This is a genomic window from Geodermatophilus sp. TF02-6, from assembly GCF_003319115.1.
In the GTDB taxonomy this organism is placed as follows: Bacteria; Actinomycetota; Actinomycetes; order Mycobacteriales; family Geodermatophilaceae; genus Geodermatophilus.
The window spans coordinates 54,489-70,196 of the sequence record NZ_QOHF01000007.1 but is presented as its reverse complement, the minus strand read 5'-3'; the positions used below and the strand labels follow the sequence as shown (position 1 = coordinate 70,196).

Annotated in this window: 12 protein-coding genes; 8 read left to right on the top strand and 4 right to left on the bottom strand. The window is 76.5% G+C overall.

Annotated elements, in window-relative coordinates; all coding sequences use genetic code 11:
• Positions 1–57 precede the first annotated feature (57 nt).
• Both DQ238_RS08365 and DQ238_RS08360 read right to left on the bottom strand, forming a co-directional pair.
• Complete coding sequence (locus DQ238_RS08365; protein WP_113780836.1) at positions 58–1,470, bottom strand: DEAD/DEAH box helicase; 1,413 nt, start codon at positions 1,468–1,470, stop codon at positions 58–60.
• Between the two features lie 228 nt (positions 1,471–1,698).
• Positions 1,699–2,697: a GlxA family transcriptional regulator gene (locus DQ238_RS08360; protein WP_233495818.1), complete on the bottom strand. Its 999-nt coding sequence runs from the start codon at positions 2,695–2,697 to the stop codon at positions 1,699–1,701.
• Between the two features lie 96 nt (positions 2,698–2,793).
• On the opposite strand from DQ238_RS08360, the gene DQ238_RS08355 reads away from it, so the two are divergent.
• A complete protein-coding gene (locus DQ238_RS08355) occupies positions 2,794–4,128 on the top strand; it encodes an MFS transporter (protein WP_113780834.1) in 1,335 nt (444 codons plus the stop codon).
• Between the two features lie 60 nt (positions 4,129–4,188).
• Here the strand turns inward: DQ238_RS08355 and DQ238_RS08350 are convergent, their stop codons facing one another.
• Positions 4,189–5,703 (bottom strand): aldehyde dehydrogenase family protein, encoded by a 1,515-nt coding sequence (locus tag DQ238_RS08350; protein ID WP_113780833.1) that lies wholly within the window; start codon positions 5,701–5,703, stop codon positions 4,189–4,191.
• Positions 5,704–6,035: 332 nt separating this feature from the next.
• Between DQ238_RS08350 and DQ238_RS08345 the strand changes: the two genes are divergently transcribed.
• From DQ238_RS08345 to DQ238_RS23115, 6 genes are all read left to right on the top strand, one after another.
• Complete coding sequence (locus DQ238_RS08345; protein WP_199506207.1) at positions 6,036–6,947, top strand: PaaX family transcriptional regulator C-terminal domain-containing protein; 912 nt, start codon at positions 6,036–6,038, stop codon at positions 6,945–6,947.
• Between the two features lie 158 nt (positions 6,948–7,105).
• Entirely contained in the window at positions 7,106–8,017 is a 912-nt protein-coding gene (locus DQ238_RS08340) for an SDR family NAD(P)-dependent oxidoreductase (RefSeq protein ID WP_113780832.1), read from the top strand.
• Positions 8,018–8,026: 9 nt separating this feature from the next.
• Positions 8,027–8,911 (top strand): amidohydrolase family protein, encoded by an 885-nt coding sequence (locus DQ238_RS08335; protein ID WP_113780831.1) that lies wholly within the window; start codon positions 8,027–8,029, stop codon positions 8,909–8,911.
• The gene (locus DQ238_RS08330; RefSeq protein ID WP_113780830.1) at positions 8,908–10,530 is read left to right on the top strand and encodes an AMP-binding protein; all 1,623 of its coding nucleotides are present in this window, start codon (positions 8,908–8,910) and stop codon (positions 10,528–10,530) included. Before DQ238_RS08335 ends, DQ238_RS08330 begins: the two co-directional genes overlap by 4 nt.
• 16 nt (positions 10,531–10,546) lie before the next feature.
• Positions 10,547–11,011, top strand: coding sequence for a MaoC family dehydratase (locus DQ238_RS08325; protein WP_113780829.1), 465 nt, complete (start codon positions 10,547–10,549; stop codon positions 11,009–11,011).
• Positions 11,011–11,232 carry a hypothetical protein gene (locus DQ238_RS23115; protein ID WP_199506206.1) on the top strand — a complete coding sequence of 74 codons (222 nt, stop codon included), beginning with the start codon at positions 11,011–11,013 and terminating at the stop codon, positions 11,230–11,232. Before DQ238_RS08325 ends, DQ238_RS23115 begins: the two co-directional genes overlap by 1 nt.
• Positions 11,233–11,315: 83 nt before the next feature.
• Here DQ238_RS23115 and ppk2 read toward each other — a convergent pair whose 3' ends face one another.
• Positions 11,316–12,248 (bottom strand): polyphosphate kinase 2, encoded by a 933-nt coding sequence (gene ppk2 / locus DQ238_RS08315; RefSeq protein WP_113780828.1) that lies wholly within the window; start codon positions 12,246–12,248, stop codon positions 11,316–11,318.
• 57 nt (positions 12,249–12,305) lie between these two features.
• Between ppk2 and DQ238_RS08310 the strand changes: the two genes are divergently transcribed.
• Positions 12,306–15,554: a sacsin N-terminal ATP-binding-like domain-containing protein gene (locus DQ238_RS08310; protein ID WP_233495817.1), complete on the top strand. Its 3,249-nt coding sequence runs from the start codon at positions 12,306–12,308 to the stop codon at positions 15,552–15,554.
• Positions 15,555–15,708: the final 154 nt, after the last annotated feature.

The window sequence follows — 15,708 nt, the reverse complement described above, 5'->3', positions numbered from 1 at the left end:
CGCCGAGGCGGTGCGGCGCCTCGCGGTCGACCGTCCCGGTGCCGGGCCCGACGTCGGTCAGCGGCGGGCGCGGCCGGCCGACGTCCTCCCGGCGCCCGGTGCGCCGCCGGACCGGCGGCGCCGGCCGCCGGCCGGGCCCGCGGGCTGCGGCGGCGGCGCGGGAGCGGGCTCGACGTACGGCGCCGCCGGCCCGGTCAGCGCGGAGATCTCCGGCGCGCCGGGCCGGACGACGCTGACCGCCGGGGTGATCCCGGCCTGCCGGGCGAGGGTGCGCACCTCGGCGGCCTGCTCCGGGGTGGAGACGGTGACCACGGTGCCGCCGGCGCCGGCCCGCGCGGTGCGCCCGGAGCGGTGCAGGTAGGCCTTGTGCTCGGTGGGCGGGTCGACGTGGACGACGAGCGCGACGTCGTCGACGTGGATGCCGCGGGCGGCGATGTCGGTGGCGACCAGCACCCGGGTGGTGCCGTTGCTGAAGGCCTCGAGGTTGCGCTCGCGCGCGTTCTGGCTGAGGTTGCCGTGCAGGTCGACGGCGGGCACGCCGGCCGCGGTCAGCTGCCGGGCCAGCTTCTTGGCCTGGTGCTTGGTGCGGGTGAACAGCACGCTGCGGCCCAGGCCCGACGCCAGCTCGCGGACGACGGCCGGCTTGTCGGCGGCCTCCACCCGGAGCACGTGGTGGGTCATCGTGGCGACCGGGGCGACCGCCGGGTCGACCGAGTGGGTCACCGGGTCGGCCAGGTAGCGCCGCACCAGGACGTCGACGCCGTTGTCCAGGGTCGCCGAGAACAGCAGCCGCTGGCCGGTGGCCGGCGTCCGGTCCAGCAGCCGCTTGACGCCGGGGAGGAAGCCGAGGTCGGCCATGTGGTCGGCCTCGTCGAGCACGGTGACCTCCACCGCGGAGAGGTCGGCGTGCCCCTGGCCGATGAGGTCCTCGAGCCGGCCGGGGCAGGCGATGAGCACGTCGACCCCGGCGGCCAGCGCCTGCACCTGCGGGTTCTGGCCGACCCCGCCGAACACGGTGGTCGCCCGCAGGCCCAGCGCCCGGGCCAGCGGGTCGACGACGGCCGCCACCTGGTTGGCCAACTCGCGGGTCGGCACCAGCACCAGCGCGCGCGGCCGCCGAGGCTGCCGGCGCCCGTCGGAGGCGGCCAGCCGGGCGACCAGCGGCAGGCCGAAGGCCAGGGTCTTGCCCGAGCCGGTGCGGCCGCGGCCGAGGACGTCGCGCCCGGCGAGGGTGTCCGGCAGCGTCGCCACCTGGATGGGGAAGGGGGCGGTGATGCCGTCGGCGGCCAGCGCCTCGACCAGCGGCGCGGGCACGCCGAGGTCGGCGAAGGTGGCGCCGTCGGTGGGCGGGGTCGGCGAGGTCTCGGGACGGGGCTGCGGGGCGGCCGCGGGGCGGGTGCCCCGGCCGCGGCCGCCGCGGCGGCGACGGGCGCCCTCGCGGGCGGGGGCGGACGGGTGGTGCGGGGTCATGTCGGTTCCTCAGGGGCGCTCGGGGTCGGCCGCCGGGAGCGCACGCCGGCGCACGTGCGCGGGGCGCAGGAGCGCACGTCGTCGGCGGGACGTCGGACGGTCGGGCGCGCCGGGGTGGCGCTGCCGCGGGTGGTGCGGGTCCGACGCCAGTCGACTCCCGCTGCCTCGAGTGGGCCGCGGGGCGGCGCCGGTACGACCACTCAACCAGACCGGGTGTCCGGCAATGCCCTACGCCGGGGAGGGACCGGTCACACCGGCGCCGCGATAGCTGCGCCGGTAGGTGCCCGGCGCCACCCCGATGCTGGCCCGCAGGTGCTGGCGCAGCGACGCCGGGGTGCCGAAGCCGGCCTCGGCGGCGACCCGGTCGATCGGCGCGTCGCTGGACTCCAGGAGCTGGCGGGCCAGCGCCAGCCGCTGCCCGGACAGCCAGCGCAGCGGCGACATCCCGGTCTCCTCGCGGAACCGGCGGGTGAACGTGCGCACGCTCATCCGCGCGTGCGCGGCCAGGTCGGCCAGGGTGAGGGGCTCGCCCAGCCGCTCGGCGGCCCAGGCGCGGGTGGCCGCCGTCCCGGCGTCCCCGGACGCGGGCAGCGGCCGCTCGACGAACTGCGACTGGCCGCCCTCCCGCCACGGCGCGACGACGTTGCGCCGGGCCACCCGGTTGGCCACCTCGCTGCCGTGGTCGCGGCGCACCAGGTGCAGCAGCAGGTCGATCCCGGCGGCGACGCCGGCGCTGGTGAGCACGTCGCCGTCGTCGACGAACAGCACGTCGGCGTCGAGGCGGACCGTCGGGAACAGCCGGCGGAACTGCTCGGCGTCCCGCCAGTGCGTGGTGGCCGGGCGCCCGTCGAGCAGCCCGGCCGCCGCCAGCACCGACGCGCCGGTGCAGACCGACACCATCCGCGCGTGGGCAGCCGCCTGACGGATGGCGTCGCGGAGCTCGTCCGGGATGCGCCCGTCGAGGACGGCGGGGCCGCCCATGATGCCCGGGACGATCACGGTGTCCGCCTCGGCGAGGATCGACCCGTCGTGGTCGGGCAGCACCGAGAAGCCGTCGGCGGTGCGCACCGGCCGGCCGTCGAGCGTGGCGATCCGGATGCGGTAGAGCGGCCGGCCGTGGTCGTCCTCGGCCAGGCCGAGCAGTCGGAAGGGCAGGCCCAGCTCGAAGCCGACGACGCGGTCGACCGCGACGACGACCACCTCGTGGGGCGTGGGCGGACGCGACATGGCCGGACCCGGGCCTGATGGCATGGCCGGATCCTTGCACATGTTGGCTTTCGGGCCACTCGTCGCGGAGTCCGGCGTCCGTCATGCTCTCCGGTCGTGACCGTCCTCGACCGCGCCCGCCCGGACACCGCCCGGCGGATCCACCCCGCCTGGTGGGTGGCCGCGGTGACGTTCCTGGCGCTGGTCGGCGCCGCGGCGTTCCGGGCGGTCCCCGGGGTGCTCATCGACCCGCTGCGGGCGGAGTTCGGCTGGTCGGTCTCCACGATCTCCGCCGCCGTCGCGGTCAACATGGCGCTCTACGGGCTCACCGCCCCGTTCGCCGCCGCGCTGATGGAGCGCTTCGGCATCCGCCGGGTCGTCGTCGCGGCGCTGCTGCTGACCGCCACCGGCAGCGGCCTGACCGTGTTCATGACCGCCAGCTGGCAGCTGGTGCTGCTGTGGGGTGTCCTCGTCGGCCTGGGCACCGGGTCGATGGCGCTGTCGCTGGTGGCCACGGTGACCGGCCGCTGGTTCGTCGCCCGGCGCGGGCTGGTCTCGGGCGTCCTCACCGCCGGCGGGGCGACCGGGCAGCTGGTGTTCCTGCCGCTGGTCGCCTGGGCCGACGCGACCTGGGGCTGGCGGTCGGCGTCGCTGGGCACGACGGCGGCCGCGCTGGCCGTCGTCCCCCTGGTGCTGTGGCTGCTGCGCGACCGGCCGTGCGACCTCGGCGTGGCCCCCTACGGTGGGACGGCGGCCGACGACGTGGACCCGGTGCGCACCGGCGCGGCGCGGACGGCCGTGCGCGGGCTGCTCTCGGCCGCGCGCACCGTCCCCTTCTGGCTGCTCGCCGGCGGGTTCCTCATCTGCGGGCTGTCGACCAACGGGCTGATCCAGCCGCACTTCATCCCGGCCGCGCACGACCACGGCTTGCCGGTGACCACCGCCGCCGGGTTGCTCGCCGTCGTCGGGGTCTTCGACATCGCCGGCACGGTGCTCTCCGGGTGGCTCACCGACCGAGCCGATCCGCGGGTGCTGCTGCTGGCCTACTACGGGCTGCGCGGGTTGTCGCTGTTCGCGCTGCCGGCTCTGTTCGGGCCCCACCTGCACGTCAGCATGGTCGCCTTCATCGTGTTCTACGGCCTGGACTGGGTGGCCACCGTGCCGCCGACCCTGGCGCTGTGCCGGGAGTTCTTCGGCACCCGGGCGCCGGTCGTGTTCGGCTGGGTCTTCGCCTCCCACCAGGTGGGCGCGGCGCTCGCGGCCTTCGGCGGTGGGGTCGTCCGCGACGTCACCGGCTCCTACGACCTCGCCTGGTTCCTCGCCGGGGCGCTCTGCACCGCGGCGGCGGCCATGTCGTTCCTCGTCCCCCGGACTCCGGTGTCCCCCGGCGACCGGCCGCAGGGGCTGCCGCCGTCCCCCACCCAGGCCGCCGCCGGCCAGGCCCACGGGTGACGGGGGGCCGGTCACGGACGCGACACCCGGGCCCCGGCGGAGGAGCCGTCGGCGCGGCGCTCAGCGGTGGCGCCCGTGCACCAGCCCCACGACGCGGGCCAGCGCGTCGGCGGCGGACGCCGGCCGGCCGAAGCTCATCAGGTCGACGGGCAGCGCGAAGCGCCGGCGGGTGATCGCCTTGGCGCGGGTGAACTCGCGCAGCCCGTCCGCGCCGTGGATGCGGCCGAAGCCGCTCTCGCCCACGCCACCGAAGGGCAGCGCCGGCACCGAGGCGAAGGTGAGCACCGAGTTCACCGAGGTCATGCCGCTGCGCATCCGGCGGGCGAGGTCCATGGCGCGCGCCCTCGACCCGGAGAACACCGCGCCGGCCAGGCCGTGCGCGTTGGCGTTGGTCCGCTCCAGCGCCTCCTCGGCGTTGCGCACCCGCGTGACGGTCAGCGTCGGGCCGAAGGTCTCCTCGCGGACCGCGGCCGAGGTCTCCGGCACGTCGAGCAGCACGGTGGGCGCCACGTACCGGCCCTCGACGGTGCCGCCGGTCGCCACCCGGCCACCGGCGGCGACGGCGTCCGCCACGTGCCGGCGCACGACGTCGGTCTGGCCCGGCATGGTCATCGGGCCGTAGGCGGCAGCGTCGTCCGACCCCGGCCGCAGCCCGCGCACCTTCGCGGTGACCTCGGCGACGAACGCGTCGTAGACCCGCTCGGTGGCGTAGACCCGCTCGATGCCGATGCAGGTCTGCCCGGCGTTGCTCATCGCGCCCCAGACCGCCGCGTCGGCCGCGGCGGCCACGTCCGCGTCGTCGTCGACGATCATCGCGTCCTTGCCGCCGAGCTCCATCAGCACCGGGGTGAGGGTCTCGGCGCAGGCGGCCATCACCCTGCGGCCGGTGGCGGCCGAGCCGGTGAAGGCCAGCTTGCCCACCCCCGCTCGGCACAGCGCCGCGCCGGTCTCGCCGAGCCCGGTGACGACCTGCAGCGCGTCGGCGGCGTCCGGGACGGCGGCCCGCCAGGCCGCGGCCAGCCACTCGCCGACGGCCGGGGTGTGCTCCGAGGGCTTGACGACGACGGCGTTGCCGGCGGCCAGCGCGTAGGCGATCGAGCCCATCGGGGTGAACACCGGGTAGTTCCACGGGCCGATCACGCCGACCACGCCGAGCGGCTGGTACTCGAGGTACGCGGCGTGGTTGGCGGCCAGCAGCCCGGGGCTGACCCGGCGGGGACCGAGCACCGTGCGCGCGTGCGCGCCGGCCCAGGCCAGGTGGTCGACCGCGAGGGTGGTCTCGAGGACCGCGTCGGCGTGCGGCTTGCCGTTCTCCCGGTGCACCAGGTCGGCCAGCTCGTGCACCCGCCGGGCGAGGGAGCCGCGGTAGGCGGCCAGCCGCCGGCGGCGCCCGTCGAAGCCGAGCCCCGCCCACCGCTCGGCGGCGGTGCGGGCCCGCTCCACCGCCGCCCGGACGGCGGCCTCGTCGCGCACCGGGAAGACGCCGACGACCGCGCCGGACGCCGGGTCGGTGGACGCGAAGGTGGGCGTGGACCGGTCCCCGAGGGAGGCGTCCGCCTGCTGTGCCAGCGCCATGGCCAGGCACGCTACCCACCGCACGCTCCCCACCGGACGAACACCGCCTCGACGTCCTCCGGGCTGCTGCGCAACCCGACGCCGACCCGGTCCCCCGGCCGCACGCCGCGCCCAACGTGCCGGCCACGGTCTCCAGGATCGTCGCCAGCCCCAAGAGAGGCACGCTGCTGGCGATCGTCACGGCTCTGCGTATCTTGTTCTGCGTCATCGGGGAGTGGCAGGAGGCTTGGCCGTCCCCCGGCGTGCGGGGTCGCCGACGGACGGGGGCGACCCCGCCGCGCCGATCCTCCGGCACGACGGCAGGAGTGCACCATGACGACGGCGTCCGCGGCGTGACCGCCGTGCTGACCTCGGGGGACGACGGCGACCTCGCGGAGGAGCCCGACGGCGTCCCCGACCTGGTCGCGGCCGATCCGCTGGCGCCCGTGGCCGTGCGCCCGCAGACGCACGTGCTGGTGTTCTGCGGCGTGCACCTGCGAGACCCCGGGACCGCCGTCCCCACACCGGGGCTGATCGACGCGCTGGCCCGGGTCGGCGTCGGCGAGCACGCGGCCCGGTCCACGGTCAGCCGGATGCTGCGCCGCGGCACGCTGCACCGGCGCCGGCGCGGCAAGCGCATCTACCTCTCCCCGTCCCCCCGGGTGCGCGCGGAGCTGGTCGAGGGAGGCGAGCGGGCCTGGCAGTCGCCGGTCAACCGCACGTGGGACGGGCAGTGGACGCTGCTCGGGTTCTCCCTCCCCGAGAGCCGGCGGGCCGATCGGCACCTGTTGCGCTCCCGGCTGCAGTGGGCGGGCTTCGGCATGCTGCAAAACGGGCTGTGGGTGGCGCCGCGCGTGGTGGACGTCGAGGCGCTGGTGCAGGAGCTGGACGTGCTCGACCACCTCAAGGTCTTCCGTGCGCAGGTGGCCGCCCCCAGCCAGGTCGCCGAGCTGATCGACGACGCGTGGGACCTGGCGACGATCGCCCGCGGCTACGAGCGCTTCCTCGCCCGCTGGGACCGCCCCGACCCGCTGCCCGGCGCGCCCGACGACCTGGCGCGCCAGCTGTGGCTGCTCGCGGAGTGGACGCTGCTGGCCCGCTCCGACCCGGGGCTGCCGGTGGAGTACCTGCCGGCCGACTGGCCGGCCGTGCGCGCCGAGCACGTCGCGCTGCGGCTGCGGACCCGCTACGAGGCCGGTGCGGCGGCGATCGCCGCCGGCCTGGTCGAGCGGCTCGGACCCGACGGCGGCCCCGGGCCCTCCTGACCCGTCGGGACCGGACCACCCGTCGGCGCCGGACCGCTGCACTGCGACCAGGCGTTGACGCCCGCCACGGAGGTGAATAACTTGCCAGCGGCGGCAGGAGCGTCCGTGCGCTCGGCGCACGCCTCCTGCGTCCGGTTCCCGCAGTCGAGAGGACTCACATGCAGCTCAACGGCAAGGTCGCCGTCGTCACCGGGGCCGGGCGCGGCCTCGGTCAGGCCTACGCCGAGGCGCTCGCCGCGGCCGGCGCCGCCGTCGTGGTCAACGACCTCGACGTCGCGCTCGCGGAGGAGACCGCCGAGGCCATCCGGGAGGCCGGCGGCGCCGCGGTGGCCGAGGGCTCGGCGATCGGCTCCACCGAGGCGGCCGAGGCGATCGTCGCCAAGGCGGTCGAGGAGTTCGGCCGCCTCGACGTCATGGTCGCCAACGCCGGCGTCCTGCGGGACCGCTCGCTGCTGAAGATGGAGGACGCCGACTTCGACGTCGTCGTCCAGACCCACCTGCGCGGCACCTTCACCTGCGGCCGCGCCGCCGCCCGGCAGTTCAAGGAGCAGGGCGGCGGTGGCCGGCTCGTCCTCATCGGCTCCCCGGCCGGCCAGCGCGCCAGCTTCGGCCAGACCGGCTACACCGCCTCCAAGGCCGGCATCGTCGGCCTGGTGCGCACCTGGGCCGCCGAGCTCGAGCGCAGCGGCACCACGGTCAACGCCGTCATCCCGGTCGCGCTGACCCGCATGGTCGCCACCATCCCCGGCATGGCCGAGCTGGTCGAGAAGGCCGACCGCGGCGAGCCGATCCCCGGGGAGGTCCGCGCCAGCGGCCTGGGCACCCCCGCCGACGTCGCCGCGCTCGTGGTCTTCCTCGCCTCCGACGAGGCCGCCGGGATCACCGGCCAGGCCTTCGGCCTCGGCGGCGACCGCATCTCCATCTGGTCGCACCCGTCCGAGGTCGTCGCCGAGGTGCGCGAGGGCGGCTGGACCGCCGACGCGATCGCCGAGGCCTTCCCGACCACCTTCCAGCCGCACCTGCAGCCGTTCAAGCCGGACACCATCCCCGGCGTCCCCGAGGAGAGGTGAGGCGCCGGCATGGCCATCGACGTCGACCAGGTCGTCGCCATCGACGTGCACACCCACGTGCACAAGTCGGTCCAGGGCGGTCCCCCGCGCACCGCCGGCGCCGAGGACATGGGGGAGTACTTCGGCATCGGGACGATGCCCCAGTACTCGCTGCCGGAGCTGGCCGAGTACTACCGCGAGCGGAGGATGGCCGCGGTCGCCTTCGGCGTGGACAGCGTCTCCCAGACCGGCGAGGACCCGGTGCCCACCAACGAGGAGGTCGCCGAGCTCGCCGCCGAGCACAGCGACGTCGTCATCCCGTTCGCCAGCATCGACCCGGCCCGCGGCGCGGCCGGGGTCAAGGCCGCCCGCCGGCTGGTGACCGAGTACGGCGTCAAGGGGTTCAAGTTCCACCCGAACACCCAGGCGTTCTTCCCGAACGACCGGATGGCCTACCCGCTCTACGAGGTCATCGCCGAGCACGGCCTGGTCGCGCTGTTCCACACCGGCCAGACCGGCGTGGGCGCCGGTCAGCGGGCCGGCGGCGGCATCCGGCTGAAGTACTCCAACCCGGTGCACGTCGACGACGTGGCCGTCGACTTCCCGGACATGAAGGTCATCCTGGCCCACCCGTCCTTCCCGTGGCAGGACGAGGCGCTGTCGGTGGCCACCCACAAGCCGCAGGTCTACATCGACCTGTCCGGCTGGTCGCCGAAGTACTTCCCGCCGCAGCTGGTGCAGTACGCCAACTCGCTGCTCAAGGACAAGGTGCTCTTCGGTTCGGACTTCCCGGTCATCACCCCCGAGCGGTGGATGGCCGACTTCGAGCGGATCGGGGTGAAGGACGCCGTCCGGCCGAAGATCCTCAAGGGCAACGCCGCGAGGTTGTTCGGGCTGGACGGCCCCGGGGCGTGAACGAGAGCTTCGCGACCGTCCTGGAGACGGTCGGGGACCTGCGCCGCGACCGGCTGGCGGTCAGCCACGGCGAGCGCACCCGCACCTGGGCCGAGCTCGACGAGCGGGCCGCCCACCTCGCCGGGCACCTCGCCGCCCGGGGCGTCGGGCCGCAGTCCCGGGTCGCCGTCGCGCTCTACAACGGCATCGAGTACCTGGAGAGCGTCTACGCGGTCCTCAAGCTCCGGGCGGTGCCGCTGAACGTCAACTACCGGTACCGGCGCGACGAGATCGTCGCCCTGCTGGAGGACGCGCGGGCCGAGGCGGTGGTCTTCGACGCCGCCCTGGCCGAGCGGTTCGCCGAGGCCCGCTCCGCGCTGCCGGAGCTGCAGGCGCTGGTGCAGGTCGGCGGGCCGGACGACGTCCCGCCGTGGGCCGACGCCTACGAGCAGGCGATCTCCGCCGCCGCGCCGGCGCCGCGGATCGAGCGCGGCGACGACCTGTGGCTGATGTACACCGGGGGCACCACCGGACGGCCCAAGGGCGTGCTCTCCCGGCACTCCTGGCTCTTCGGCGTGGTCTGCGCCAACGGGTTGCTCCTGCTCGGGGAGCCGTTGCCGCGCACGCTCGAGGAGCTGCGGGCCACGCTGGCGCGGCTGGGCCTCGACCGGGACGCCATGGTCTGCCTGCCCGCCCCGCCGCTGATGCACGCCACCGGCATGTACACCACGTTCGGCGCGCTGCTGGCCGGCGGCCGCGTGGTCTACCTGCCCTCGAGGTCCTACGACCCCGACGAGCTGGCCGCCACCGTGCAGCGGGAGGGGGTGGACACGGTCTCGATCGTCGGCGACGTCTTCGCCCGCCCACTGGCCGACGCGCTCGACGCCGCCGAGGCGGCCGGCCGCCCCTACGACCTGTCCGGCCTGCGCCGGGTGATCAGCGTCGGGGTGACCTGGAGCGCGGACGTCAAGCAGCGCCTGCTGCGGCACGCCGACGCGGTCTGCCGGGACCTGGTCGCCTCCTCGGAGGGTGGGCCCTACGCCGTCGTGGAGACCCGGCGCGGTGAGGCGACCGAGACCGCCCGGTTCCGGCTCTTCCCGGGCGCGGCGGTCATCGACGACGCCGGACGGCCGGTCCCGCCGGGCTCCGGGGAGATCGGGCTGCTGGCCGCGCCGGTCGACGAGCACATCAGCTACCAGGGCGACGAGCAGGCCACGGCGGCGACCTTCCGCGAGATCGGCGGGAGGCGGTGGGTCGTCCCCGGCGACATGGCCAGCCTGGAGGCCGACGGCACCGTCGTCTTCCACGGCCGCGGCAGCCGGGTCGTCAACACCGGCGGCGAGAAGGTCTTCGCCGAGGAGGTCGAGCAGGTGCTGCTCACCCACCCGGCGGTGCGCGACGCCATGGTGGTCGGCGCCCCCGACCCCCGGTGGGGTCAGCGCATCGTGGCCGTCGTCGCGCTGCGGCCGGGCACCGCGCTCACCGACGAGGAGGCCCGGGACTTCGTCGGCGAGCGGCTGGCCGACCACAAGCGCCCGCGCGAGCTGGTCGTCGTCGACGAGCTGCGCCGCAGCCCCTCGGGCAAGGCCGACCTGGGCTGGGCCCGTAGCGTGGCCGCGTCCGCCCACCAGACCACCTGAGGACAGGAGAGAACCCATGGCCACCCCCACCACCGTCGACGGCGTCGAGGGCGTCAAGGGCCTCGTCGGCCAGGAGCTCGGCCCCACCGACTGGGTCGAGATCACCCAGGACATGGTGAACCTCTTCGCCGACGCCACCGGTGACCACCAGTGGATCCACGTCGACGTCGAGCGCGCCAAGCGGGAGAGCCCCTTCGGCGGCCCGATCGCCCACGGCTACCTGACCCTCTCGCTCGTCCCGCGGTTCCTGCCGCAGCTGACCGAGACCACCGGTTTCTCGATGGGCGTCAACTACGGCACAGAGAAGGTGCGCTTCCCCTCGCCGGTGCCGGTGGGCAGCAAGCTGCGCGCCAAGGCCGTCGTCGACGAGGTCACCGAGATCACCGGCGGGGTGCAGATCCAGCAGACGGTCACCTTCGAAACCGAGGGCGGCACCAAGCCCGCGTGCGTGGCGACCATCGTGGTCCGGCAGTACGTCTGATGACGGCAGGCCCGGCCGGGCCTGCCTCGCTGCTGGCCCGGCCGGCGGCGCTGGACACCTGCGGGGCGGTGGTCGTCGCGCAGGAGGGCGCCGAGCAGGTCGTCGAGCTCGCCGAACGGATCGCCGCCCGCGAGCGGGACATGGTCGCCGCGGTGCGCTCCGGGCGCTCCGTCGTCGACGTCATGCACGACTCGCAGTTCCCCAGCTCCCGGGAGACCTGACCCGTGAGGGCTGCGGCACGGGCTCCCTCCGGTGGCGGTGACCCGGTGACCGGGGCTCCCGCTGCTGCGGGTCCGGCGCTCGATCACCGGGCCGCCAGCAGGTCCTCGCGCTCCAGCGCCTCGCGGTCGGCCTCCAGCACGTCGGCCGCCGCCACGACGATGTTCGGGTCGGGCGAGCCGACCACCGACGCGTCCTCGTCCGTGTACGGCACGGTCCACAGCACGTACCGCAGCGCCTCCAGCCGGGCCCGCTTCTTGTCGTTGCTCCTGATCACCGTCCACGGCGCCCACTCGGTGTCGGTGGCGGCGAACATCGCCTCCTTGGCCGCGGTGTAGTCGTCCCACCGGTCCAGGGAGGCCAGGTCGGTGGGGGAGAGCTTCCACTGCCGCACCGGGTCGATCCGCCGGACGATGAACCGGGTGCGCTGCTCGCGGCGGGACACCGAGAACCAGAACTTGACCAGCCGGATGCCGCTGTCGACCAGCATCCGCTCGAACTCCGGCGCCTGGCGCATGAACCGCCTGTACTGCTCGTCGGTGCAGTAGCCCATCACCCGCTCGACGCCGGCGCGGTTGTACCAGGACCGGTCGAACAGCACGATCTCGCCGGCCGCCGGCAGGTGCTGCACGTAGCGCTGGAAGTACCACTGGGTCTGCTCGCGCTCCGACGGCTTGTCCAGCGCCACCACCCGGGCGCCGCGCGGGTTGAGGTGCTCGGTGAACCGTTTGATGGTGCCGCCCTTCCCGGCGGCGTCGCGCCCCTCGAACACGATCACCAGCTTCTGCCCGGTGTCCTTGACCCAGCTCTGCAGCCGCAGCAGCTGGATCTGCAGCCGGCGCTTCTCGTGCTCGTAGGCCGGGCGGGGCAGCCGCTCGGCGTACGGGTAGCCCTCGCGCCAGGTCTCGACCCGCTTGCCGTCGGGGCCGAACAGCTCGCCGTCGTCGTCCCAGTCCTCGTCGGAGTCCTCGTCCGGCAGGGCCTGCAGCCGGTATCTCGAGACATCAATCTCGCTCACGGTCTCCGGGGTACCCGGCAACGGGCCCCTCGCACGCCCGCTGGGATGCTGACCGCCGTGCCCGATCCCTTCGATGCCTCGGAGACGCCCAATCCCTTCGATGCCTCGGAGACGCCCGATCCCTTCGATGCCTCGGAGACGCCCGACCCCCGCGAGGCCTCGGAGACGCCCGACCCCCGCGAGGCCTCCGAGGCGCCCGACCCGTTCCACACCGCCGAGCTGCGGCGGCGGGTGCTCGCCGCCTGGGCCGACTCCCCGGCGCGCTTCCGCGAGGACGCCAACGCCGAGGAGGACCTGGTCCGGGGCGGTTACCGCGACCGGCTGCTCGTCGAGCTCGCCCAGAACGCCGCCGACGCCGCCGCCCGCGCCGGGCTGCCCGGCCGGTTGCGGCTGGAGCTGGCCGACGACGGCGCCGGGGGCGAGGTGCTGCGCGCGGCCAACACCGGCGCGCCGCTGGACGCCGCCGGGGTGCAGGGGCTGGCCTCGCTGCGCGCCTCGGCCAAGCGCGACGAGGTCGACACGGTCGGCCGCTCCGGAGTCGAGGGTGGGCCGACGGTCGACACCATCGGCCGGTTCGGGGTCGGTTTCGCCGCCGTCCTGGCGGTCAGCGACGAACCGCAGGTGCGCTCGACGAGCGGCGGGGTCGCCTTCAGCGCCGCGCGCACCCGCGCCGAGGTGGCGGCGGTACCCGCGCTGGCCGACGAGCTGGCCCGCCGCGGCGGCGCGGTGCCGGTGCTGCGGCTGCCGTGGCCGGCCGAGGGGGCGCCGCCGGCGGGCTCTACGACAGAGGGCTCTACGACAGAGGGCTCTACGACAGAGGGCTCTACGACAGGGGGCTGGGCCACCGAGGTGGTGCTGCCGCTGCGCGCCGGGTCGCGGACCGCCGTCCGGACCGCCCTGGAGCAGCTCGACGCCACGCTGCTGCTGGCGCTGCCCGGGCTGGCCGAGCTCGACGTCGTCGTCGACGGCGTCCCCCGGTCGCTGGCGGTGCGCCACCGGGACGGCGACGCCGACCTCACCGACGACGGCCGGACGACCACCTGGCGGCTGGCCCGCCGCAGCGGCGTGCTGGCCGCCGAGCTGCTCGCCGAGCGGCCGGTCGAGGAGCGCGACCGGCGCGGGTACACCGTCACCTGGGCCGTGCCGCTGGACGACGACGGCCGCCCGGTGCCGCTGCCCCTGCCGCAGCAGGTGCACGCCCCCACGCCCAGCGACGAGCCCCTCGCCCTCCCGGCCCGGCTGATCGCCCCCCTCCCGCTGGGCCCCGACCGGCGGCACGTGCTGCCCGGCCCGGTCACCGACGCGCTGGTCGTCGAGGCCGCCCGCGCCTACGCCGACCTGCTCGCCGGGCTGGCCGGCGGGGTGGGCGGGGACGGCTCGGTGCTCGCGCTGGTGCCCCGGGTCGGGCTGGCCGGCGCCGAGCTCGACGCGGCGCTGGGCACCGCGGCGCTGGAGCGGCTGCGCGAGACCGCGTGGCTGCCGGTCGCCGGGCACGAGGACGTGCGGCAGTCCCCCGGCCGGGCCGCCGTGCTCACCGAGCCGACCGAGGAGCGGGTCGCCGCGCTCACCGACGTGGTGCCCGGGCTGCTGCCGGCCGGCTGGTCCCGCCGCACCGACGCTCCGGCGCTGGCCGCCCTGGGCGTGCGCCGGGTCCGCACGGCCGAAGTCGTGGAGGCGGTGCGCGGCACCGCCCGCCCACCGGCGTGGTGGGCACGGCTCTACGCGGCCCTCGACGGCGCCGACCGGGAGGAGCTGGCGGCGCTCCCCGTCCCGCTCGCCGACGGCCGCACCGCGCACGGCCCGGCCGGGGTGCTGCTGCCCGATGCCGGCCTGCCCGTGCGGCGGCTCGGCCCGCTGGGGCTGCGGCTGGCCGACCCCGGGGCGGTCGCGCCGCCCGCCGCCCGCCGGCTGCTCGAGCGCCTGGGCGCGCGGCCGGCGACCGCCGCGGGCGTGCTCGCCGACCTCGGGGTGCGGGCCGCGGTCGAGGCCGCGATGGACGCGGTGGAGGACCGCTGGGACGCCGACACCGACCCGGCCGAGCTCGCCGACGCCGTCCTCACGCTGGTCGCCGCCGCCGGTCCCGCGCCGGGGGAGCTGCCCTGGCTGGCCGAGCTGGCGCTGCCCGACGCCGAGGGCGGGTGGGCGCCGGCGGGGGAGCTGGTGCTGCCCGGGTCGCCGTTCGCCGCGGTGCTGGCGCCCGGCGCGCTGGGCACGCTCGGCCCCGCGGTGGACGCCGACCCCGCCGTCCTCCGCGCGGTCGGCGTGCTCGACGGGTTCGCGCCGGTGTCCGCCGAGGACCCCGACGACCTCGACGTCGACGGCACCGCGGACTGGGCCGACGCCGTCCTCGACCGGCTGCCCGCCGGCGTCCCGGCACCGGACTGGCCGCCGCTGACCGCCGTCCGCGACCTGGAGCTGGTCGCCGACTGGCCGCGGGCGCTGCCGCTGCTGGCCGCGCTGCCGGGCCAGGCCTGGGCCGACGTCGTCCTCGACGGGGTGGCGGTACCGGGCTACCTGCGCTGGTGGCTGTCCACCCACCCGGTGCTCGGCGGGCGCCGGCCCGACCGGCTGCGGCACCCGGAGAGCACGCAGCTGCAGGGCCTGTACGACCCGGCCGAGGCCGACCCGGCCCTGCTCGACCTGCTGCGCCCGCCGGCGACGGTGGCCGACGTGCTGGCCGACGTCGACGGCGCGCTGGACCTGCTCGACCGGCTCGGGGACCCGCGGCGCACGGTCGTCCCCGCCGTGCTGCGCACCGTCCACGCCCGGCTGGCCGCGGCGCTCGACGGCATGGACGTGCCACCGCCGGAGCGGGTGCGGGTCGCGCCCGACCGGGTGGTGCCGGCCGCCGACGCGGTCGTCCTCGACGCCCCCTGGCTGGTGCCGCTGCTCGACGACGCGCCGGTGCCGGCCGGGGGTGCAGCGGGCCCGGTGGCCGACCTGCTCGACCTCCCGCTGGCCGGTGAGGTGGTGCGGGCGACGGTGGAGAGCCGGCCGGTCCGCACGCTGCGCTGGGCCGAGCTGCCGGGGGCCGGGCTGGCCGCCGCCCGGCTCGGCGTCGCGCACCTGACCGGCGAGGTCGCCGTCCACGAGCCGCTGCGGGCCGGCGGCCGGACGGTGGCGTGGTGGCCGGCCGCCGGCCGCGGGTCCGCCGGGGTGGACCACGTCGACGGCACCCCCGCCGCGTTCGGCCGGGCGCTGGCCTGGCGGGCCGGGGCGTGGCCGCTGCGGCAGGCCCTGACCGAGGCGTTCGCGCACCCCGACCGCGCCGGCGCGCTCGCCGCCGAGGACGCCGTCGATCTGTAGGGCGCGCCCCGCCCCGCCCCACCGCCCCCTGCCCCGCCCTGACCCACCCCACCCCGCCCCACCCTGCCGAAGTCGATCATGGGGTTGTTGCCGGCGCGTGCGGCGTGTCCGCACGTGTCGGCGGCAACACCCCCATGATCACCGCCCGAGGGGG

What these genes read in the sequence shown, in the direction of transcription:
- DQ238_RS08365 (WP_113780836.1), bottom strand. Translation starts at nt 1,470, where the DNA reads ATGACCCCGCACCACCCGTCCGCCCCCGCCCGCGAGGGCGCCCGTCGC.
- DQ238_RS08360 (WP_233495818.1), bottom strand. Translation starts at nt 2,697, where the DNA reads ATGTCGCGTCCGCCCACGCCCCACGAGGTGGTCGTCGTCGCGGTCGAC.
- DQ238_RS08350 (WP_113780833.1), bottom strand. Translation starts at nt 5,703, where the DNA reads ATGGCGCTGGCACAGCAGGCGGACGCCTCCCTCGGGGACCGGTCCACG.
- DQ238_RS08340 (WP_113780832.1), top strand. Translation starts at nt 7,106, where the DNA reads ATGCAGCTCAACGGCAAGGTCGCCGTCGTCACCGGGGCCGGGCGCGGC.
- DQ238_RS08335 (WP_113780831.1), top strand. Translation starts at nt 8,027, where the DNA reads ATGGCCATCGACGTCGACCAGGTCGTCGCCATCGACGTGCACACCCAC.
- DQ238_RS08325 (WP_113780829.1), top strand. Translation starts at nt 10,547, where the DNA reads ATGGCCACCCCCACCACCGTCGACGGCGTCGAGGGCGTCAAGGGCCTC.
- DQ238_RS23115 (WP_199506206.1), top strand. Translation starts at nt 11,011, where the DNA reads ATGACGGCAGGCCCGGCCGGGCCTGCCTCGCTGCTGGCCCGGCCGGCG.